This window comes from Mycobacterium sp. MFM001 (assembly GCF_003402475.1).
Lineage (GTDB): Bacteria > Actinomycetota > Actinomycetes > Mycobacteriales > Mycobacteriaceae > Mycobacterium.
Window position 1 is genome coordinate 179105 of the sequence record NZ_BFAB01000008.1, and the last position, 19260, is coordinate 198364.

The 19260-nt window shown below is 66.6% G+C and carries 20 protein-coding genes; 7 read left to right on the top strand and 13 right to left on the bottom strand.

Annotation, left to right across the window (positions count from 1 at the left end):
- Positions 1-22: 22 nt before the first annotated feature.
- Both MFM001_RS16045 and MFM001_RS16050 read left to right on the top strand, forming a co-directional pair.
- Positions 23-475, top strand: coding sequence for a hypothetical protein (locus tag MFM001_RS16045; protein ID WP_142760701.1), 453 nt, complete (start codon positions 23-25; stop codon positions 473-475).
- Positions 476-582: 107 nt separating this feature from the next.
- Entirely contained in the window at positions 583-1416 is an 834-nt protein-coding gene (locus MFM001_RS16050) for an alpha/beta fold hydrolase (protein ID WP_116376268.1), read from the top strand.
- Positions 1417-1420: 4 nt separating this feature from the next.
- Here MFM001_RS16050 and MFM001_RS16055 read toward each other — a convergent pair whose 3' ends face one another.
- From MFM001_RS16055 to MFM001_RS16070, 4 genes are all read right to left on the bottom strand, one after another.
- Positions 1421-1714 carry an ANTAR domain-containing protein gene (locus MFM001_RS16055; protein WP_116376269.1) on the bottom strand — a complete coding sequence of 98 codons (294 nt, stop codon included), beginning with the start codon at positions 1712-1714 and terminating at the stop codon, positions 1421-1423.
- 212 nt (positions 1715-1926) lie between these two features.
- Positions 1927-2205 (bottom strand): hypothetical protein, encoded by a 279-nt coding sequence (locus tag MFM001_RS16060; RefSeq protein ID WP_116376270.1) that lies wholly within the window; start codon positions 2203-2205, stop codon positions 1927-1929.
- A gap of 77 nt (positions 2206-2282) precedes the next feature.
- The gene (locus MFM001_RS16065) at positions 2283-3740 is read right to left on the bottom strand and encodes an aldehyde dehydrogenase (protein WP_116376271.1); all 1458 of its coding nucleotides are present in this window, start codon (positions 3738-3740) and stop codon (positions 2283-2285) included.
- 73 nt (positions 3741-3813) lie between these two features.
- Positions 3814-4815, bottom strand: coding sequence for a LacI family DNA-binding transcriptional regulator (locus tag MFM001_RS16070; RefSeq protein WP_116376272.1), 1002 nt, complete (start codon positions 4813-4815; stop codon positions 3814-3816).
- Between the two features lie 58 nt (positions 4816-4873).
- Between MFM001_RS16070 and MFM001_RS16075 the strand changes: the two genes are divergently transcribed.
- Positions 4874-6088 (top strand): glycosyltransferase, encoded by a 1215-nt coding sequence (locus MFM001_RS16075; RefSeq protein ID WP_116376305.1) that lies wholly within the window; start codon positions 4874-4876, stop codon positions 6086-6088.
- On the opposite strand, the gene tenA is transcribed toward MFM001_RS16075, so the two are convergent.
- Complete coding sequence (tenA, locus tag MFM001_RS16080; protein ID WP_116376273.1) at positions 6034-6699, bottom strand: thiaminase II; 666 nt, start codon at positions 6697-6699, stop codon at positions 6034-6036. The two genes, MFM001_RS16075 and tenA, sit on opposite strands and share 55 nt — an antisense overlap.
- A gap of 7 nt (positions 6700-6706) precedes the next feature.
- Between tenA and MFM001_RS16085 the strand changes: the two genes are divergently transcribed.
- Positions 6707-7831 (top strand): FAD-binding oxidoreductase, encoded by a 1125-nt coding sequence (locus MFM001_RS16085; protein ID WP_238159229.1) that lies wholly within the window; start codon positions 6707-6709, stop codon positions 7829-7831.
- Here MFM001_RS16085 and MFM001_RS16090 read toward each other — a convergent pair.
- From MFM001_RS16090 to MFM001_RS16115, 6 genes are read right to left on the bottom strand one after another with little or no spacing between them, the layout of a single operon-like run.
- The gene (locus MFM001_RS16090; RefSeq protein WP_116376274.1) at positions 7806-9614 is read right to left on the bottom strand and encodes a fatty acyl-AMP ligase; all 1809 of its coding nucleotides are present in this window, start codon (positions 9612-9614) and stop codon (positions 7806-7808) included. The two genes, MFM001_RS16085 and MFM001_RS16090, sit on opposite strands and share 26 nt — an antisense overlap.
- A gap of 30 nt (positions 9615-9644) precedes the next feature.
- Entirely contained in the window at positions 9645-10460 is an 816-nt protein-coding gene (locus MFM001_RS16095) for an SAM-dependent methyltransferase (protein WP_116376275.1), read from the bottom strand.
- Between the two features lie 7 nt (positions 10461-10467).
- Positions 10468-11328, bottom strand: coding sequence for an AraC family transcriptional regulator (locus tag MFM001_RS16100; RefSeq protein ID WP_116376276.1), 861 nt, complete (start codon positions 11326-11328; stop codon positions 10468-10470).
- A complete protein-coding gene (locus tag MFM001_RS16105) occupies positions 11325-11963 on the bottom strand; it encodes a hypothetical protein (RefSeq protein ID WP_116376277.1) in 639 nt (212 codons plus the stop codon). The genes MFM001_RS16100 and MFM001_RS16105 overlap by 4 nt, the downstream gene beginning before the upstream one ends.
- Before the next feature lie 21 nt (positions 11964-11984).
- Positions 11985-12332, bottom strand: a complete 348-nt coding sequence (locus tag MFM001_RS16110) for a hypothetical protein (RefSeq protein WP_238159230.1) — start codon at positions 12330-12332, stop codon at positions 11985-11987.
- Between the two features lie 42 nt (positions 12333-12374).
- Complete coding sequence (locus tag MFM001_RS16115; RefSeq protein ID WP_116376278.1) at positions 12375-13160, bottom strand: hypothetical protein; 786 nt, start codon at positions 13158-13160, stop codon at positions 12375-12377.
- A 66-nt stretch (positions 13161-13226) separates the two neighbouring features.
- Between MFM001_RS16115 and MFM001_RS24895 the strand changes: the two genes are divergently transcribed.
- The gene (locus MFM001_RS24895) at positions 13227-13721 is read left to right on the top strand and encodes a hypothetical protein (RefSeq protein WP_238159231.1); all 495 of its coding nucleotides are present in this window, start codon (positions 13227-13229) and stop codon (positions 13719-13721) included.
- A gap of 3 nt (positions 13722-13724) precedes the next feature.
- Here MFM001_RS24895 and MFM001_RS16125 read toward each other — a convergent pair whose 3' ends face one another.
- A complete protein-coding gene (locus tag MFM001_RS16125) occupies positions 13725-14744 on the bottom strand; it encodes an NADP-dependent oxidoreductase (protein WP_116376279.1) in 1020 nt (339 codons plus the stop codon).
- Between the two features lie 354 nt (positions 14745-15098).
- Between MFM001_RS16125 and aceA the strand changes: the two genes are divergently transcribed.
- Positions 15099-17402 carry an isocitrate lyase ICL2 gene (gene aceA / locus MFM001_RS16130; protein WP_116376280.1) on the top strand — a complete coding sequence of 768 codons (2304 nt, stop codon included), beginning with the start codon at positions 15099-15101 and terminating at the stop codon, positions 17400-17402.
- On the opposite strand, the gene MFM001_RS16135 is transcribed toward aceA, so the two are convergent.
- Entirely contained in the window at positions 17399-18556 is a 1158-nt protein-coding gene (locus tag MFM001_RS16135) for an LLM class flavin-dependent oxidoreductase (RefSeq protein ID WP_116376281.1), read from the bottom strand. The genes aceA and MFM001_RS16135 overlap by 4 nt on opposite strands.
- A 74-nt stretch (positions 18557-18630) precedes the next feature.
- On the opposite strand from MFM001_RS16135, the gene MFM001_RS16140 reads away from it, so the two are divergent.
- Positions 18631-19074, top strand: a complete 444-nt coding sequence (locus tag MFM001_RS16140) for an SRPBCC family protein (protein ID WP_116376282.1) — start codon at positions 18631-18633, stop codon at positions 19072-19074.
- Positions 19075-19260 lie beyond the last annotated feature (186 nt).

Sequence of the window (19260 nt, forward strand, 5' to 3'; positions counted from 1 at the left end):
GCGCCGGCACCTGGGCGCCGGGGTGACCGCGGATCGCTGTTTTGCCAGCGTGATGCTCGACGAGGAACTGTGGCGCTCGCTGGCGGCAATGGGTGCAGACCACCAGGTGGCCTGGGTGCATGGATGCGCCCTCGAGCATGGCCATGACGGGGACCACAGGGCCTTGGCTTACCACGGCGGCGGGCAGGACTACTGGGTGCTATGGGACGAGAAGAGAAAGCCGCGCCTCTACACGGCCGGCGACGTCAAGCCGCCCACTCAGCCGCGACCGGCGAAACCGCCGACCATCACCAACGCATCCCCCACATCCATTTCTGAGCAGCCGGATCCGCCAAAATCGGTGTCCGAGCCCGATGCGCTGTGGGCTATCGCCGCGGCCCTGGAGCGTCTGGCCGATGTGATCGCCGCCGCGTTCGATCCCAACGACAAGCCGGGCCGGCACAGCGGCGGCCGCAGCAGCCTGGATCCCGACTGACGCGGGGTGCGTTGGCAGTATCTGGCAGTTCCTTGCGTGGACCTGGCACCAGCCGTTGAGCTTCGCTTATCGGGTTGGTACTGACAGGTCCAGGGAGGAACGCCGACATGCCACAACTTGCCCTTAAACAAGCCACTATCGAATACCAGGAGCTGGGCCCGCAGGATTCGCCGCATGCGCCGGTACTGTTCGTCCACGGCATCCTGGTCGACGGACGACTGTGGCGTGAGGTCGCCGAAGGGCTGGCACGCCGCGGCTTTCGGTGCATCGTGCCGAATTGGCCGCTGGGCTCGCACACCATCCCGGTCACCGAACCCACCGCACTATCGCTGGCCGGTGTCGCCGAGATCATCAACGACGCGATGGTCGCCCTCGATCTTTCCGACGTCACGCTGGTCGGCAGCGACACCGGAGGAGGGATATGTCAATTGGTCGTCGACGCCTACCCGGACCGCATCGGCCGCCTGGTGCTGACCAACTGCGACGCCTTCGACAAGTGCCCGCCCTTCCCCTTCGACATCGTGTTCGGGTTGCTTCGGGGGCCTATTTCGATCAAAGCGCTGTTCGGACAAATGCGGTTGCGGGCGCTGCGTCAGTCGCCACTCGGCTTCGGTCTGCTGGCCAACCAGCCCGATCCGCAGCTCACCGCCGCGTGGCTGCGGCCCTGCCTCGAGGACTCACGCATCTGCCGCGACCTGGCAAGGCTGCTGCGTCAGGTCGCCACCACCGACCTCACCGACGTCGCCACCCGCCTACCCCAGTTCACCAAGCCCGTCACCCTCGTGTGGGGCCAGCGAGACCGCTGCTTCACCCCGGAGCTGGGCCGGCGCTTGGCCGGGTTGTTCAGCAATGCGAAGCTCGTCGAGGTGCCAGACGCGAAAACCTTTGTCGCACTTGACGAGCCGGAGACAGTGATCGACGCGATAGCGGCGATCGGCTAGGCCTTTAGCACCGCGAGACAGCGGGCTGGGCAAAGAGTTTGCCCCATTCATGGCGCGCCGCCGACTGAGCATCGCTGAACGTGCGGGATGCTTTTCCGCCGCTGCCCGCGAGATGGACCAGTGCCCACGCCATCGCGAACACCGGCATCCTGTGACGCTGTGCCGCGCTGAGCAACTCGTGCAACGCCGTCTCCGAGCTGCACCGACGTAGGCCGATCAGAATGCCCTGCGCCGTATCGAGGATGCGACCGTTTTGCGGGTCAGAAGAGATCTGGGCGTGGCCCGGGTCCGCCATCATGCCGTGCTACCTCCCTTGTAGCCCTCCATGTATTGCCACCCCACATGGCGACAAGGAATTCGGTTGAGGTGCGCGAAACTTGCAAATGGCTTCGCTATTTGCGCACTGTGCCATGATTTGTGCATCCCTCGCGTCGCGCCAGATCACCGTTCGCATCGGTATATACCTGTGATCATCTCGATACGTAATCCCGCATCGCGACAAAGGAAGTGTCAGCCGTGGGGCGCTTCCGAAATCTTGGTGTCCGGCTTGCCGACTGTCTGGCAGTACGTCATGGCCGACAGGCGCGTCGCCGTTATCTCTATGCCGTTGGGATCAGTCCCGCTCTTGTCCTTGAGCATTTTGCTGATCTCTTCGTTTTGCTTCTTCTCGTCCTGAGTGGTGAAGTCCTTGCATTTCGTATCGCCACCGGTGTTGACGATCTGCGAGGCGGAGCATCCGCTGAACAAGAGCGCGGCGATCGCGATCGCAGCGGCTGCAATTGGCTTCATCGTGGGCCTTCCTGAATCGACGTGGTAACCACTTATACACCGACTTCGTTGACTCAGAAGGCTTTACCCCTTCGGGGCTACATTTGCGCCCAGACGATCTTGGTTTGCAGGTAGGTCTCGATACCCGCCTTGCCCGACTCGTAGCCCCAACCGGATTGCTTGTATCCGCCGAAGGGCATGGAGTGATCGAACTGCATCTGGCAGTTCAGCCCGACCGTTCCGGCCTTCAGCCGCTTGGCCAACCGGTGCGCCCGGCCGAGGTCCCGCGTCCACGCCGTGGCGGCCAACCCGTAGGTGCTGTTGTTGGCCAGGGCCACCGCTTCGTCATCGTCGTCGAACGGCAGGATCGTGACCACGGGCCCGAAGATCTCCTCCTGGAAGAGCCGGCTCCTGTCCGGGTCGACGTTGGTGACCACGGTCGGGTGCACGAAGTATCCCTTGCGGTCCAGCCGGTGCCCGCCAGTGACCAGCTCGACGCCGTCGGCCTTGCCGGCCTCGAGGTAGCCCAAGACGCGGTTGAGCTGCTTTTGGCTGATCAGCGGGCCGATCATGGCGCCCTCTTCCTTGGGGCCGCCCAACTGCATGCTGTTGGCCATGTTCGCGATGCCCTCCACGACCCGGTCGTACACGCCGCGCTGGGCGAAGATGCGTGATCCGCACACACAGGCTTGCCCGGAGTGGATGAACGTGCCGAACGACGCCATCGGGATGGCCATGTCCAAGTCGGCGTCGTCGAAGATCAGGACCGGCGACTTGCCGCCGAGTTCCAGCGTGACTTTGTTGAGGTTGCTGCTGGCGGAGGCGTGCACGATTTCGCGGCCGACCTCGGTCGATCCGGTGAAGGCGACCTTTTCGACGTCGGGGTGCGCGGTGATGGCCGCGCCCGCGGTGTGGCCGTAGCCCAGCAGCAGGTTGACCACGCCCTCGGGCACTCCGGCCTCGGCCAGAATCCGGTCGAGCACCAGCGCCGACAGCGGGGTCTCCTCGGCGGGCTTGACGACGCTGCTGCAGCCCGCGGCCAGGGACGGCGCCAGCTTTGCGCAGAAATTGAACACTGGGCCGTTCCACGGGAAGATCAGCCCCACCACGCCGTAGGGCTCGCGCAGCGTGTAGACGTGCTGATGCGATTCGATGCCGGTCAGCCCGCCGGTGTTCACGTCCCGGGCGATGCCCTCGATCTTCGTGCACCAGCCGGCGTAGTAGCGGAACCACTCGGACCCGACTTTGGTGATGATCTGGGCCTGGGCCGGCGGAATGCCGGCGTTGACGGACTCGAGTTCGGCCAGGATTTCCGCGTTTTCGTCGATCAGGTCGGCGATCCGCCACAGCACCCGGGCCCGCTCATAGTCGGCCATGCCCGACCACACCCCCGATTCGGCGGTCTCCTTCGCGCGCGCCACCGCCTCGTCGACGGCTTCCGGGCCGCAGTCGGTGAACTCGGTGAGTTGCTCTTCGGTGGCGGGATCGATGATCGGAATCACCTCGCCGGTGCCCGGTCGTTTACGAATCTCGTCGAGCACATCCTGGACCGTCATAGATCTCCCCTTCTCGCGTCGTTGCGGGAATCGCCAGGCCGTAGGTTATGCGCTTAACCACCCGATGTCCAGGCTACGTGGAGGCCCGCACGATCAGGTGTGCGACGTCGGTGGGCTGCGGAGCCGGCGGCGGCGGATAGCCCAACTCGGTGAGCACCGCCGCGATCGCGGCGTCGGTCACCGCAACGGGATTGAACTCCACCGTGGTCAGCGGTGGCGAACTGATCTCCCCCATCGGATTGGCGTCCACGCCGATCACCGCAAGGTCGGCCGGACAGCGCAGCCCCGCTTGGCGGATGCCGTAAAGGACCAGACACGCGATCTCATCGCTTTGCGCGCACACCGCGGTGACGCCGGCGTTGACCCAGCGGGCCACCACGTCGGCGGCGTTGTCGACGGTGACGTCGTCGACGCTGACGGGCGGAAGCTCATGCGCCGCAGCGGCGCGGGCAACACCTTCGAGCCAAAAGTCGCCCAGCGCACGCCATTTGGCGATCGCGGTGTAGGCAAACGCGATCTTGCGGTGCCCGCGGGAGACCAGGTGCTCGACGCGGAGCGCTCCGACAGACAGGTGGGGATCACCGAGGGCGGGCAGCGTCCCGATCTCGATCAAGGGCACATCGGCGGCGCCTACCGCGCCGCGGGCGTCCTCGCTCAGCGGGAACAGGCTGGTGACGGCGATCGGGTCGAGGCTTTCGACCGCGTCGATGACGTGCTGGTCGTCCTCGGTCTCGAAGATCTGCACCTGCAGCAAACCGCGGCGGGCCAGTTCGGTGGTCATCCGGCTGCCGGCCTGCATCGGCATCTCGCCCACCGCTATCCGCGGCACCACGTACAGGACCACGCCGCTCTTGCCGCTGGCCAGATTGCGCGCGGCGACGTGCGGCCGGTAGCCCAGCTGCTCAGCCGCACGGTAGACCGCCTCGCGGGTGCGCGAGGAGATGCGCCGGCCATGGGAGTTGTTCAGCACATAGCTGACCGTCGCGGTCGACACGCTCGCCAGACGGGCCACGTCGGCGTGCGTGGGGCGCGCGGCTTTGGCGACGTTCGCTGCCTCACCGTCTGGATCAGCCATGCCTCATCGTGGCACGACGGGATGCCATCCGGCACCACCGCGGGTTATGTTGCGCCCGATGAAATTCGTACTGGCCGGCTACGGGAGTCGCGGCGATGTCGAGCCGTGCCTGGCAGTCGGCCGCGAGCTGCTGCGGCGCGGTCACGACGTGCACGTGGCGGTTCCGCCCGACATGCTCGGCTTCGTGGAGCCGCTGGGGCTTGCCGCGGTCGGCTACGGGCAGGACACGCAGCAGCAAACCAGCGCGGCCACGGAACTCCTTCGCCGAGTGCAGAATCCGGTCGTTGCGTTGGCCGAGGTCGCCGAGCGGGTCACCCGGGCCTGGTTGGACAAGAGCACGACGCTGACGTCCTTGGCAGACGGCGCCGACTTGCTCCTGGCGGGCATGAACGAGCAAGCCCTCGCCGCCAATGTCGCTGAGTACCACGACATTCCGCTGGCCGCACTGCACTTCTTCCCGGCACGGATCTGGTCGTCCGGCCCGATGTATGGGCCGATCACGAAGACGGCCGAAGAGGCGCAACGCCGTGCACTGGGCCTGCCGGAAGCAACCGGACACGTGTCACTGGAAATCCAGGCCTACGACGAGCTCTGCTTGCCCGGCCAGGCGGCCGAATGGGTGGAGCGCGACGACCGGCACCCGTTCGTCGGCGCGCTGACGCTGGGGTTGCCGACGGACTTGGACGACGAGGTCTTGTCGTGGATTGCGGCCGGAACGGCGCCGATCTACTTCGGCTTCGGCAGCACGCCGATCGCCTCCCCACAAGATCTCGTCGACATGATCGGCGCTGCCTGTGCGCAGTTAGGCGAGCGGGCGTTGATATGCGCGGGCGCAACCGACTTCAGCAGTATTCCGCCGGCCGAAAACGTGAAGATCGTTCGCGCGGTGAATCACGCTGCCGTGCTTCCCGCTTGCCGCGCCGTCGTCCATCACGGGGGCGCCGGCACCACGGCCGCCGGCATTCGGGCCGGAATTCCGACATTGATCCTCTGGCACTGGTTGGATCAGCCCATGTGGGCAGCTGGTGTCGAGCAGCTGAAAGTTGGTTCTGGACAGCAGTTTTCGACTACCACGCGGGCGTCTTTGGTCACGGCCCTACGCGCCATCCTCACTTCGCAATACGCCAGCCGGGCCGCCGAGGTGGCCGCCCAGATGAGCACGCCGGCCGAAAGCGTCGCCCGCGCCGCCGAACTGCTGGAAGATGCTGCCCGCCAACGTCAAACGGGCCACACTTCGCGTCGCCAGGCGGCGTCGAAGAACATCCACTCGTAGCGGGCGGCCGTGACGAAATGCTCCCTCGCGCGAGCTTCTTCGGCGGCGCCCAGTGTCGCGCCCACCTCGTCGGTCAACGCCAGCACCTCGGCGACCAGGGTCTGGTACTGCTCGTCGGCGTATGTGTCGATCCACCGTTGGTAGCGCGGGTCCGGCGACCCGCGGGTGATCAGCTCCGTCCCCACCTCGGCGTAGATCCAGTAACACGGCAACACCGCCGCTAGCCCGTCAGCGAAGCTGCCGCGGTATCCGGTGGCCAGCAGGTAACTGGTGTAGGCGCGCGTCGTCGGCGCAACCGGCACGGCGTCGAGGTTTTCGATGCCGAGTTCGGGCAGCAGCGGTTCGTGCAGTGCCAGTTCGACGTCGACGGTGGCGGCGGCGTGCCGCGCGAACATGCCGGCACCGGCCAGGGTCGGCGCCTTGCTGCCGATGACGGTCAGCGTTCGCGCGAAATCCGTTAAGTAATGCGCGTCCTGCACCACGTAGTGGGCGAAAGCCGCCGGGTCGAGCCGGCCGTCGGTGAGGCCGGCCAGGAATGGGTGATCCAGTATCGCGGCGTACGTGCCGGCGGCATCGGCCCACAGTCGTCCGGTCCAGCCATCTCGCCTCATTCCTGCGATGATTCCAGGTGTGCAACGCACCGATGTCGGGGTGATCGGCGCCGGAATTGTCGGCTTGGCCACTGCTGTCGCGCTGACCGAACGCGGCGCCTCGGTGACCGTCTACGAGCGCGGCGTGCCGGGGCAGGGTCAATCGGGCGGCCAGTCACGCATCTTTCGGCATGCCCACGATGATCCCCGCCTGGTTGCCTTCGCCAAGTCCAGCCGGCGGGTTTGGGATGAGTGGGCCGACCGTTTCGGGGTCGAATTGGTCTCCGGCGATGGCGTGGTGGCAATCGGTCCGACCGCCGAGCGCCGCCTCGCCGTCCTGCACGACGTGGGTGGGCTCCCGGTTCGCCGCATCGACGCCGGCGAACTGCACGACCGGCTGCCGATTCTCGCCGACTTCGACGGTGCCGCGGTTCTCGACGAGCGCGGCGGCTCGATTCGCACGACGGCGGCTATCGGTGCGCTCACCGCCGCGCTTCCCGGCGCGCTGGTCGCCGACGAGGTGCTGCTCGTGCGTCCCACGCCGGATGGCATGGTCGAGGTCCGCGCCGGCGGTGTCACCGCTGAACACGCCAGCGTGGTGGTGTGCGCCGGGCGCGGCACCGCTTCGCTTGCTCGCGGCGTCGGCCTGGCGTTGCCGGTCCGCACCGGCGCTCACGTCCGCCTCACCTATGACGTCCGCGGCGAGCCGCCGCCGACGTTGGCGTGCCTGCAGGACGGCAGCGATACCTTCGGTGAAACGGGCATCTATGCCGCGGCGGAACCGGGCAACCGCCGCTACGCCGTGGGGCTCAGCAACTATGTCGATGCCCCCGACGGCGGCCTGCTGGACCCGGCGGCCCTGGCCCAACTCGCCGAGCGGGCAACCCGTTACGTCGAACGTGCGCTGCCCGGGCTTGATCCCAAGCCCGTCGACGTCCGCCACTGCTGGGTCACCGAATTACCCTGGGGCTCAGACGGCGTGGGCGTCTGGGAGGCCGACGGCATGTATTTTGTTGCGGGACATAATCTTTTCAAGCACGCACCGGCGCTCGGCCGCGCGCTGGCGGCCGCAGCCACGGGTGACGGTCTGCTCGACGAGCTGCGGCCCGACGCCAAGTTGGGCGACGCTACGGCGCGCCCAGTGCGCCGCTGAGATATTCGGCGCGGCAAGCGCGGCGCGCGAGCTTGCCGCTGGTGGTCCGTGGAATTGCACCGGCAGGCAGCAAGCGCACGTCGGAGACGGTCAGCCCGTGCCGGTGTGTCACCGCTTTCCGGATCGCCTCGATCGCCGGCTGCGGATCTGCGCGCGCGGTGCCCGCGGCACGTTCGGCGATGATCACCAAACGGGTGTCGTCGTTCGCCGGCACCGTGAAGGCGGCGACGTAACCTTTCCGCACTGTCTGCGAGGCCTCCGCGGCGGTGGCCTCGATGTCCTGCGGATAGTGGTTGCGGCCGTCGACGGTCACCAAATCGACAATGCGGCCGGTGACATAGAGCGCCCCGCCGAGATAGGTACCGAGATCCCCGGTCCGCAGCCAGGTGCCGTCGCTGCGTGAGCCCTCGGCGTGGCTGCCTTCTGGGAGCCGGGCCTGCAGCGTGGCACCGAAGGCCAGCCGGGTCTCGCCGGGCCGTCCCCAATAACCGCGGCCGATGTTGTTGCCCTGCAACCAGATTTCCCCGACTTCGCCGTCGGGCAGTTCCTCGCCGGTGCCCGGGTTGACGATCACGGCCCACTGGCTGCGGGCGACCCGTCCGCAGGACACCTGCGCCACTGCGGTGGGGGCATCCGCGCCGACGCGCACGGCATGACCGGCGCCCAGTTGCTCGCGGTCCAGATACACCACCGACGCTTGCGCATCCGGATCGATGGTCGAGACGAACAGGGTTGCCTCCGCCATCCCGTACGAAGGCTTGAACGCGGTGCGCGGCAACCCGTACGGCGCGAATGCCTCGTTGAACGCGGTGATCGCCTCGATGCTGACCGGTTCGGAGCCGATGATCAGCACGACGTTGCTCAGGTCGACGTCCTCGCCAGGGGCGGGCAGGCCGCGCTGTACGGTCCACTCGTACGCGAAGTTCGGCGCGGCCGTCACCACCCGGCTGCGCCGCGATTCGGTGGCCAAAGCATGAATCCAGCGCTGCGGCCGACGCACAAACGCGGTCGGAGACATCAGGGTCGAGTGTCCGCCGTACACCGCGGGGAAGCCGATCATCGACAGACCCATGTCGTGGTAGAGCGGTAACCAGCTGACGCCGTGGGTGTTTCGGTCCAGCAGGTCGATCGACAGGATCATCTGTATCAGGTTTGTGCCGACCGCCCGGTGGGTGACCTCGACACCGACCGGCGGCCGCGTCGACCCGGAGGTGTACTGCAGGTGGGAGATGGCGTCGATGTCGAGGCTGACGGGAACGAACGCATCGGCCGCCGAGTCGGGTATCTGATCGATGACCAGTACGCGCGGCTGTTGGCCGTGTGGAAGCGCCGCCAGAAAAGCCTCGACGGCGCCGGTTGCCGCGGTGGTTGTCAGGACCACGCTCGGCTGGGCGTCGCGCAGCGCGATGTCGAGACGTTCAGCGTGGCCGGGCAGTTCCGGCGCGAACAACGGCACCGCGATGGTTCCCGCCTTGACCGCGGCGTAGAACCCGGCCACATAGTCGAGGCCTTGCGGCGCGAGGACCGCCACCCGATCACCTGGAGCTGCGATGTCTTGCAGGCGTGCACCGATGGCTCGCAATCGGACGCCGAACTGAACCCAGGTCAGTTCGACGGCCTGTCCCTCATTGGAGCGGGTGTAGTCGAGGTAGCGGTACGCGATCGTGTCACCGACGTTGGCGATGTTGCGGTCGATCAGGGAAATCAGGTTGACGTCCGCGGGTAGCGCGATGCCGCCGTCGGCGTCCAGGCAGTCCTCGATCTGTAGCAAGCCCTGACCCATGCTCGCAGTCTATTGACGCACAGCGCCGAATCACCGCCGTGCTTCGACGAAGTAGCCTCGCGGCACATCCGGCACGTCCATCGGCGTGACGGGGGCATACCACCGATTCCATTTATTGCCCGGCTCCGCGACGTCGGTCACGGTGGCAGACCAGCCCAGGCGCTCGGCCAGCTCGGCGGGTTCGTCGGTGGCGAACAGCCACGGCGAACCTTGCTGCGCCATAGCCTCCCGAACCGCCGCCATCGTCGGCGAGTCCAGCAGGGTCTTGCCGACAACGTCGTACAGCAGCACGGAATTGGGCGCAGACAACGCGTCCACGCGGTCGAACAGCGTGCGCACGGCGGTTTCGTCGAGGTATTGCAGCAGGCCTTCGATCAACCAGGCCGTCGGGGTCTGCGGATCGAATCCCGCCGACTGCAGGGCGCCGGGCCAATCGTCGGCCAGGTCGACGCCGACGGCCACGCGGTGACAGCGCGGCCGGTCGTCGGCAAGCAGATCCGCTTTGGCCGCGATCACCTCGGGCTGGTCCACCTCGTAGACCGTCGTCTGGTCCGGCCAGGCCAATCGATAGGCCCGCGCATCCATTCCCGCCGCCAGGATCACGACCTGCTTGGCCAGCTGCGTCGCCCGCAGCAAGGCCTCGTCCCAGAACCGGGTACGGACCACGATCTGCATGGTGGACTGTTCGCCGGATGAGGCGAGCGCTGCTTCGAGCAGCTCGCGCCCGGTCTCCCCTGCCAGTTTGGCTGCGAACGGATCGGTGAAAAGCCCGTCGTCGCGGGTGGATTCGTTGGCGCGGATGGCGGCTACCAGTAGCGCCGTGTCGGCCACGGCCTTATGTGTCATGCGGCAATCATCGGGGGCTGAGCACGGTTTGGCTTGTAAATTTTGGTCCTGCTAGTTCGACGTGACCGGGCAACCAGGATCGGCGCTGCGTGTACTGGCTGGGCGTCATCGCAGTGAAGGACCGAAACTCGCGCACGAAGTGCGCCTGATCGAAGTAGCCCAGATCGGCGGCAATCGTCGCACCGCGCGCCTCACCGCCGTTGAGCCGTTTCAGAGCGGCCTGCAATCGTCGCACCCGCAGATATGCCTTGGGCGCCAGACCTACCTCTGCGCGAAACACAGCTGTGAGCCGCTTCGACGAAAGCCCGGTCAGCTCAAGGATAGTGGCGACGCGCAGCGACGGACTGCGCTCGACGCGCCCCAGCGTCGCCGCCACAGCCGGATGCTGCTCACGATCGTCACGGACCATACGCCTGCGCAGGAACGACTCCAACAGCACAATCCGGGACGCCGCTGAGGAAGCCTCGACTAGCCGCTCCCGCAGCACCGTCGCGTCGTGACCCCAGAGCTCGGACAGACCGATGCAGGAATTCTCCAACTCCCCCAACGGGATTCCCGTGAACAGCAGTGCACCACCGGGCCGGAAGTGGATCGTCATGACCGTCTGTGCGGCGTCGATGCGGGTGACATACGAGGCGACGCCGGCGCCGGCGATGAACGCCGGCGGCACGTCCAGCCGGGTGTGGCCGTCGGCCGCATAGAAGTCGACGCACGAGCGGCCACTGACATCGATGACGATGGTGGCCGCTCCGCGTGGCAACGCCCGACTCCGGTGTTGGTCGCCGACGTCGCGCGCCCAGTACCCGAAGTAGTCGATGTAGTCAGCCAGCGGCGGCCGGGGCCGGTGCAGCTGCGGTCCGGCGGTCATTGACCGTCGATCTCGCCGGAGATCCCGCGCTCGATGCTCGCCTGGGTCGAGGCCGGCAACACGACGAGACCATCGAGTTCCTTGCGGGCAACGTCGTAGGCGTTCTGGCGCTCCTGCGGTGTTGCGCCGGCGTCAGATGCCACCCGCAACAGGTTTTCGGCGCGGGCAATCCGCTGCTGCTCGCCTCGGGAAAAGTTGTTGCGGCGCAGCCGTTTTGCCTCCGCTTCGGCGATATTGAACGCGGTCACATAGTCTTCGACAGCGGCCAGGTAGCGGGCGGCCGTGTCGTTGTCGTCGAGCAGATCTTCGGCTTTGGCCGGTCGCAGAAGGTCGGCCCGGAGCTTGGCCTTGTGGAAGCCGATCGTCAGCGGGTGGCGCATGTCGGTCATGAGTGGGAATTCCAGAAGCTTGGCGAAGTCCAGTTCGTACTCCAGCCAGCGCGTGTCCGTTCGGTCGTGCTCCGCCATGACCCGGGTCAGCGACCGCCACCGGGCCGCCGGGTTACCGGTGCCAGATTCTCTAGGCCGGTTGCCTTGTTCTCGCGCCCGGTTGAAGGCTTTGATGGCTGCAATGATCATGCCGGCCAGCGGCAGTGCCAGAACCAGAAACTCGGCCAACCGGAACAGCAAACCCACATGGCCAGGATGCCACTGCCCTCACAACGGTGACTCATGCATGACCAGCGTGATGAACACGTAGGCCATGCACATGAGCAGGTTCAGCGATGCGAGAACCAGCCCCGCGACAATGAGCCAATGGACGGCATGGCGTCGGCTGCGCCTCAACCTCGCGTGACGCTGCTCGCGCATGAGCTCGGTCGCGGCGAGCGCGAAGTTGACGTCGACCAGTTCCTCGGAGAGGAAGGGAGCACCGGCCGCGATCTCCTGGAGCCGCGACGCCGGAATTCCGACACCCACGCCGGCGAAACGCCGACTCATCCGTCGCGCCCGTCTGCGGCTGAGTGACGCGTGATCCCCGCCCGACAGGTTGGACGAGGCCGTCATAGCGATCACTTTAATGCGAGGAGGCCGTCGCGGACGACCCGATTACGACCGCGTCCGCTCGCGAACCTTGTAGGTCGCCGGCCACGATTTCCTGGAGTCGTCGCCCACCAGCGGTGTGCCCAGTCCCCCGACTTTGATGTCGTAGGCCTCCTTGCCGGCACCCACTTCACGCTTGACGTGTTCGTGAGCCAGGTAGTACAGCTCGTCGATGGTCGCTTCGTCGTAGGCGACGAACGTGGTTTTGCGGGCGACGCTGTCCGACGCGCTCGTCATTGTGGTGAACAGGATGTGCGACGCCAGGGCCGCCAGCGCGAACAGCGTGAGCGGGACGACCCAGTAGCCGACGAACGGCAAGGGCCGCGTCGAGTCGAGAATCGTGGCGTCGGTAAAGACGAGTGACGGGATCGACGAGGACACCGTCATGGCGGCGAACACCGCCACCCACATCCAGGTCAGCAGCGTCGTCACCCGCCCGAAAGCCTCGCTCTTGACCGCGTCCGCAGACTGGTCTGCTCCTACGGACTCGGCGACGAACGGCCTGCCGATCAGCACACCCGTCAGCGCCACAGCGAAGAGCGCCGCGCTGCTCAGCGGCAGCAACCACCGCTCGTGGAACGACTGGCTCATCGTGAAGCTGAGAGCCGCCAGCACCACAAACGTTGCGGCAGCGCCGCTTTGGAGAGTGCCGCCCGGCAGCCTGCGCGCGCGGCCGAGCAGCCAGGCGGCGATCGCGACCGCCAACGCGACCACTGCCGAAACGGCGAACGGGACGTTACCGACAAGTACCCAATAGACGATCCACGGCGCGAGGCCCACCAGCATTCCCACGATGGGTCAGTGTATGGCGGGTGCGAATGAGCGGTGCCGTGCCCGTCCTCGGCTATCGTTGACTAGGTGCGATACAACCCTCCCCCCAACTGGCCCAAGCCGCCCGAGGGTTGGGTACCACCACCTGACTGGTCGCCAGACCCGTCCTGGCCGCCCCCGCCGAAAGGCTGGAAGCTCTGGGTCGAAGATCCCGCTGACTCGCAGAAAACCAAGTCGCGGCTGGAGCGCCTTCAACGCAGCGACGACGTGGAGTACTTCGGCAACGACCGGGCGTGGTCCGACGACTCCGAGTCGGTAGCGCCCGTCGACCAGATGAGCGCCGAGCCGCTGCCGGCAGGGCCCACCGAGGTCGCACCCGAGGATGTTTCGGTGCACCATCTCGGGCATCGCGCCGCGATCCGTTGGGACGACGAGCACAGGTACGACCTGGGGACCATCGTCGCCGTGTCGGCCGATTCGTCGGCGATCAGCGTCAAACTCGCCGGGCTCGAAAAGCCGGTGTCGTTTTCGCGGGAGGAACCGCGCCGCGCCGCCAATCCTCGCCTCTACGTGTGGGTTTAGGTCTCATCGCGCGGGCTCGCTGATCTGCACGAGCATCTTGCCGATGTTGGCCCCGGTGAACAGGCCGTTGAGGGCGTCGACGCACGACTCGATGCTCTTGTAGACGGTTTCGCGGTGCGCGAGCAGACCCTCCTGCTCCCACCGGCGCAGCGCAGCGAAGGCCTCGTCGAACCGGCCCCACTCGTCGAGTGCGTTAAACCCTTGCATCAGCGCGGTTTTGGACAGCAGGTTGACGTAGTTGGCCGGGCCTGGGTGCTCACCGGTCAGATAGCTCGAGATCACGCCGCACAGCACGACCCGTGCCTTCGGTGCCAGCCGGCCCAGCACCGCGTCGAGGATCGGCCCGCCGACATTGTCGAAGTAGACGTTGACGCCCCGCGGACAGTGCTGCTTTAAAGCGGCGGGTAGGTCGCCGGCGCGGTAGTCGATGCACGCGTCGAACCCGAAGTCCTCCACCACCACCCGGCACTTTTCCGGCCCGCCCGCAATGCCTACCACCCGTGCCCCGGCGATCTTGGCGATCTGCCCCGCCACCGAACCGGTGGCGCCCGCCGCGGCCGAGACGACCACCGTTTCGCCCTGCTGGGGCCGGCCGATGCCCGTCATCCCGAAGTAGGCGGTGGCGCCGGTCGGGCCGTAGACCGACATCACCGCAAGTTGGTCGACCTCCGGCCCCGGGACAGGTGTGGTGAACACGTCGTCGCGCACGATCACGTATTCCTGGAAGCCCGTCAGCGTGGTGACCACGTCGCCCACCGCATACGCGTCGCAGCGGGTCTTCACCACCTCGCCGATCCCCGCCGCCCGGATGACCTCCCCCAGCTGGACCGGCGGCAGATAGCCCGGCTGGTCGTTGAGCCACGTCCGAACGGCGGCGTCGATTCCCACGTAAGTGGTGCGGACCAGTGCCTCGCCGTCGGCGGGTTCGGGCGCCGGCGACGCGACCAGCTCGGTGTCGTCGGGCTGTACCAGACCGGTCGGACGGCGACGGAGCACAATCTGGCGGTTGGTGAGGTCGGGCACGCTGCGAACCTACCCAAGGCGGAGCAGCCGCCGTAAAAAGCCAGAATTTTCTTAGTGTCGCGGTATTGACATCGGGGTACTGCCCGGCGGTGAACGGCAGCGAAGGGCAAGTCGCCGACCCTGCCGCTCCCCAAACCAGTGATAACCGACCAGCTAGGCCCTATCCGCTTGTGCACCAACGGTTTTGGGCATCAACGGCGATGCCGGCGCGCCAGCGGTCTAGCGTGGCCGGTTGGGGTAGCACCGTGAATTCGGTGCCACCTGTGGGTATCAGACGAAACAACAGGCAGGACAACACGCCCGGGCTAGACTCGTGTCGTCTGGGGGAATCGCGCTGAACAGGAGCGTAAAACCATGGCCACCACCATCGAAGCGGACACCGAAACCCGCACACCGTTCGAGGACGAGGTCGCAGCCACCCAGCGGTACTTCGACAGTCCGCGCTTCGACGGCATCACCCGTCTCTACACGGCTCGCCAGGTCGTAGAGCAGCGCGGCACGATCCCCACCGACTACACCGTGGCGCGAAAGGCGGCCGAGGCGTTCTACCAGCGCCTGCGCGAGCTCTTCGCCGAACACAAGAGCATCACCACGTTCGGCCCCTATTCGCCGGGGCAGGCGGTGACAATGAAGCGGATGGGCATCGAGGGCATCTACCTCGGTGGCTGGGCGACCTCCGCCAAAGGTTCCACCACCGAGGACCCGGGGCCCGACCTGGCCAGCTACCCGCTGAGTCAGGTGCCGGAAGAGGCCGCCGGGCTGGTGCGCGCGCTGCTGACCGCCGACCGCAATCAGCAGTATCTGCGCCAGCGGATGAGCGAAGCCGACCGGGCCGCCACCCCGGCCGTCGACTTCCGGCCGTTCATCATCGCCGACGCCGACACCGGCCACGGCGGTGACCCGCACGTCCGCAACCTGATCCGCCGCTTCGTCGAAGCCGGGGTCCCGGGATATCACATCGAAGACCAGCGCCCCGGCACCAAGAAGTGTGGCCACCAGGGCGGCAAGGTTCTGGTGCCCTCCGACGAACAGATCAAGCGGCTCAACACCGCCCGATTCCAGCTCGACATCATGAAGGTGCCCGGCATCATCGTCGCGCGCACCGACGCCGAGGCCGGCAACCTGATCGACAGCCGCGCCGACGAGCGCGACCAGCCGTTCCTGCTCGGCGCCACCAACGTAAAGATCCCGTCGTACAAGTCGTGTTTCCTGGCGATGATGCGGCGCTTCTACGAGCTGGGCGTCAAGGACCTCAACGGTCATCTGCTCTATGCGCTCCCCGACGGCGAGTACGCGGCCGCCGACGCGTGGCTGGAACGCCGCGGCATCGCCGATCTGATCGCCGAGGCCGCCGGCAAATGGCAGCAGAACGGCACCCAGCAATCGCTCGACGCCATCTACGACAAGGTCGAGGCGCGGTTCGTCGACGTGTGGGAAGACGACGCCGGGCTGATGACCTACGGCGAGGCCGTGGCCGAGGTGCTCGAATTCGCCGAGAGCGAGGACGAAGCCCGCGACATGAGCGCCGCCGAATGGGGGGAGTTCGCCGCTACCGCGTCGCTCTACACCGCGCGGCAGAAGGCCAGGGAATTGGGCGCCGACGCCCGGTGGGACTGCGAGCTGGCGAAGACGCCCGAAGGCTATTACCAAGTGCGGGGCGGCATCCCGTATGCGATCGCCAAATCGCTTGCGGCGGCGCCATTTGCCGACCTGCTGTGGATGGAGACCAAGACGGCGGACCTCGCCGACGCCCGCCAGTTCGCCGAGGCCATCCACGCGCAGTTCCCCGACAAGATGTTGGCCTACAACCTTTCTCCGTCGTTCAACTGGGACACCACCGGCATGACCGACGAAGAAATGCAGGCCTTCCCGGCAGAACTCGGCAAGATGGGCTTCGTCTTCAACTTCATCACCTACGGCGGTCACCAGATCGACGGGCTCGCCGCCGAGGAATTCGCGACCGCACTGCGGCAGGACGGCATGCTGGCGCTGGCCCGCCTGCAGCGCCAGCTGCGGCTGGTCGAGTCGCCGTACCGCACGCCGCAGACCCTGGTCGGCGGCCCGCGCAGCGACGCCGCGCTGCTCGCCTCCTCCGGTCGCACCGCGACCACCAAGGCGATGGGCAAGGGCTCCACCCAGCATCAGCACCTGGTGCAGACCGAGGTGCCGAAGAAGCTGCTCGAAGAGTGGCTGGCGATGTGGAGCGAGCACTACCAGCTCGGCGAGAAGCTGCGTGTGCAGCTACGGCCGCAGCGCGCCGGTTCCGAGCTGCTCGAGCTGGTCATCTATCGCGAAGGTGGCGACGCCAACGAGAAGCTCGCCAACGTGATCTTCGGTCAGTTCCAAGACCGGCGTGAGGTCAACATCCTGACGGTGCGCGACCAGAACACCTTCGAAGAGAAGCTGCGCCAGAAGCGGCTGATGACGCTGATTCACCTCTGGCTGGTGACGCGATTCAAGGCCGACTGGGTGCACTACGTCACGCCCACCGAAGACAACCTGTACCAGACCGAGAAGATGAAGTCGCACGGCATCTTCAACGACGTCCATCAAGAGGTCGGCGAGATCATCGTCGCCGAGGTGAACCATCCGCGCATCGAGGAGCTGCTGGCGCCCGATCACGAGGCACTGTGGCGGCTGATCCGCAAGGAAGACTAGCGAATTTCGTCCTGGTACTTCTTGGTCATGTGGTCGATGGCCTGAAGTTGGGTCTGCGCCAAGCCTTCTCGTACATCGCTGGCTCGTGCGGCGGCATCGAGGGTCGGCTGCGCCTGACCCTGGAAATGCGGCATCACTTCGGCGGCGAACAGTTCGGCAGATCGCTTGGTGGCTGCCGGATTCGCCCACTCGTGGGCCATCTGCAGCATGCAGCCGAATCCGCCGGACTGATCCCACAGCCGCTGCACCTGGGCGCGGGCCCGCTCGGGGGTGCCGATCACGCCGGCGCCGTTGTCGTTGATGATGTCGATCATCTCGTCGAGCCGATCCCCCGGCATGGTCATCTGCGGGAACGCCGCCACCTTCTGGAAGTAGTGGAACCACGGCTCGATGCCGAATTTCACGTCGGCGCGGGCCTGTTCGTCGGTCTCGGCGATGTGGAAGGGCCCGACCAGGCTCCAGTTGCTGCGGTCGACGTGCGTGCCGAACGCCGCGGCGCGCTCTTCGACAATGCCCCAGTGGTAGGCCAGCGCGTCGAAGCCTTCGATCGTCAGCGTCGCGCCGATCGACAGCAGCCCGATGCCGTGCTTGCCGGCCAACCGCGCGCCGGTCGGTGACGCGACGGCGGCGACGGCCAGCGGGATGCCGCCGTCGGTATACGGCGCAAGTTGTAGCCGGGCGTCGAACAGCTCGTGGGTGGCGGTCTTGGCGGTAACCGTCTCCCCCGCCAACAACCGGACGACGATGTCGAGGTTGGTCTCGAGAAGCTCGCGGGTGTCGGTGGGATTCAGTCCGATCATCGCGGAATCGGTCGGCAGCGAGCCGGGTCCCATCCCGCCGATCACCCGGCCGTGGGTGAGGTGGTCGAGCAACATCAGCCGGTCGGCGACCCACAGCGGGTTGTGATACGCGAGCGAGATGACGCCGGTGCCGAACCGGATCCGTTGCGCGCGTTGGGCGGCCGCGCCGATGAAGACCTCCGGTGAGCTGATGATCTCGCTGCCCGCCGAGTGGTGCTCGCCGATCCACACCTCGTCGAAACCCAGCGCGTCGAGGTGTTCGATGAACTCCAGGTCACGCTGTAACGCCAGCGTCGGGTTGGTACCAGCACGGTGAAACGGTGCGATGAAATATCCGAACCTGAGCTTGGCCATGGCCGAACCCTAAACCTGGTGCCCGCTTTTAGGGCGGCCGTTTCGGAAACTGCGGCGGCGGCTATGTTCTCGGCATGGCTATCACCGAGTCCCGCGAGGTTGTCATCGAAGCAACGCCCGACGAGATCATGGATGTCTTGTTCGACCTCGAGTCGCTGACCGAGTGGTCCTCGACGCATCAGGAAGTAGAAGTACTCGAGCGCGACGACCAAGGGCACCCCACCAAGTCCCGGCAGGTCGTGAAGATCGTCGGCATCAGCGACGAGCAGGTACTGGACTACACCGTGCACGACGACGGGGTGAGCTGGACGCTGGCCAGCTCGAAACAGCAACGCGCTCAAGACGCGCGCTACACGCTCACTCCGCAGGGCGACTCCACCCGCGTCCACTTCGAGCTCACCGTCGACCCGGTCATACCGGTGCCGGGATTCCTGATCAAGAAGGGATCGAAGGGCCTGATGGATACGGCGACGGAGGGGCTGCGCCAACGCGTCCTCGAGGTCAAGCAAAACAAGTAGCACGACCGGCGTGCGGGCCCGCGCCACCGAAGCAGCCCGGGCCCGCACGCAACGAGGTCACCGGTTAGATCACGGCCAGCCGCCGCAGACGTTGCCGACGCAGCCGCCGCCACCGCCCGGGCCGCCACCGCCGCCACCGACGCCGGGAATCTGGCCACCGCCGCCACCGGGGCCGCCGCCACCGGT

Bases quoted from the DNA above. Each gene is read 5' to 3' on its own strand.
- MFM001_RS16050 (WP_116376268.1), top strand. From the start codon at position 583: ATGCCACAACTTGCCCTTAAACAAGCCACTATCGAATACCAGGAGCTG.
- MFM001_RS16055 (WP_116376269.1), bottom strand. From the start codon at position 1,714: ATGATGGCGGACCCGGGCCACGCCCAGATCTCTTCTGACCCGCAAAAC.
- MFM001_RS16060 (WP_116376270.1), bottom strand. From the start codon at position 2,205: ATGAAGCCAATTGCAGCCGCTGCGATCGCGATCGCCGCGCTCTTGTTC.
- MFM001_RS16065 (WP_116376271.1), bottom strand. From the start codon at position 3,740: ATGACGGTCCAGGATGTGCTCGACGAGATTCGTAAACGACCGGGCACC.
- MFM001_RS16070 (WP_116376272.1), bottom strand. From the start codon at position 4,815: ATGGCTGATCCAGACGGTGAGGCAGCGAACGTCGCCAAAGCCGCGCGC.
- MFM001_RS16075 (WP_116376305.1), top strand. From the start codon at position 4,874: ATGAAATTCGTACTGGCCGGCTACGGGAGTCGCGGCGATGTCGAGCCG.
- tenA (WP_116376273.1), bottom strand. From the start codon at position 6,699: ATGAGGCGAGATGGCTGGACCGGACGACTGTGGGCCGATGCCGCCGGC.
- MFM001_RS16085 (WP_238159229.1), top strand. From the start codon at position 6,707: ATGATTCCAGGTGTGCAACGCACCGATGTCGGGGTGATCGGCGCCGGA.
- MFM001_RS16090 (WP_116376274.1), bottom strand. From the start codon at position 9,614: ATGGGTCAGGGCTTGCTACAGATCGAGGACTGCCTGGACGCCGACGGC.
- MFM001_RS16095 (WP_116376275.1), bottom strand. From the start codon at position 10,460: ATGACACATAAGGCCGTGGCCGACACGGCGCTACTGGTAGCCGCCATC.
- MFM001_RS16100 (WP_116376276.1), bottom strand. From the start codon at position 11,328: ATGACCGCCGGACCGCAGCTGCACCGGCCCCGGCCGCCGCTGGCTGAC.
- MFM001_RS16110 (WP_238159230.1), bottom strand. From the start codon at position 12,332: ATGACGGCCTCGTCCAACCTGTCGGGCGGGGATCACGCGTCACTCAGC.
- aceA (WP_116376280.1), top strand. From the start codon at position 15,099: ATGGCCACCACCATCGAAGCGGACACCGAAACCCGCACACCGTTCGAG.
- MFM001_RS16135 (WP_116376281.1), bottom strand. From the start codon at position 18,556: ATGGCCAAGCTCAGGTTCGGATATTTCATCGCACCGTTTCACCGTGCT.
- MFM001_RS16140 (WP_116376282.1), top strand. From the start codon at position 18,631: ATGGCTATCACCGAGTCCCGCGAGGTTGTCATCGAAGCAACGCCCGAC.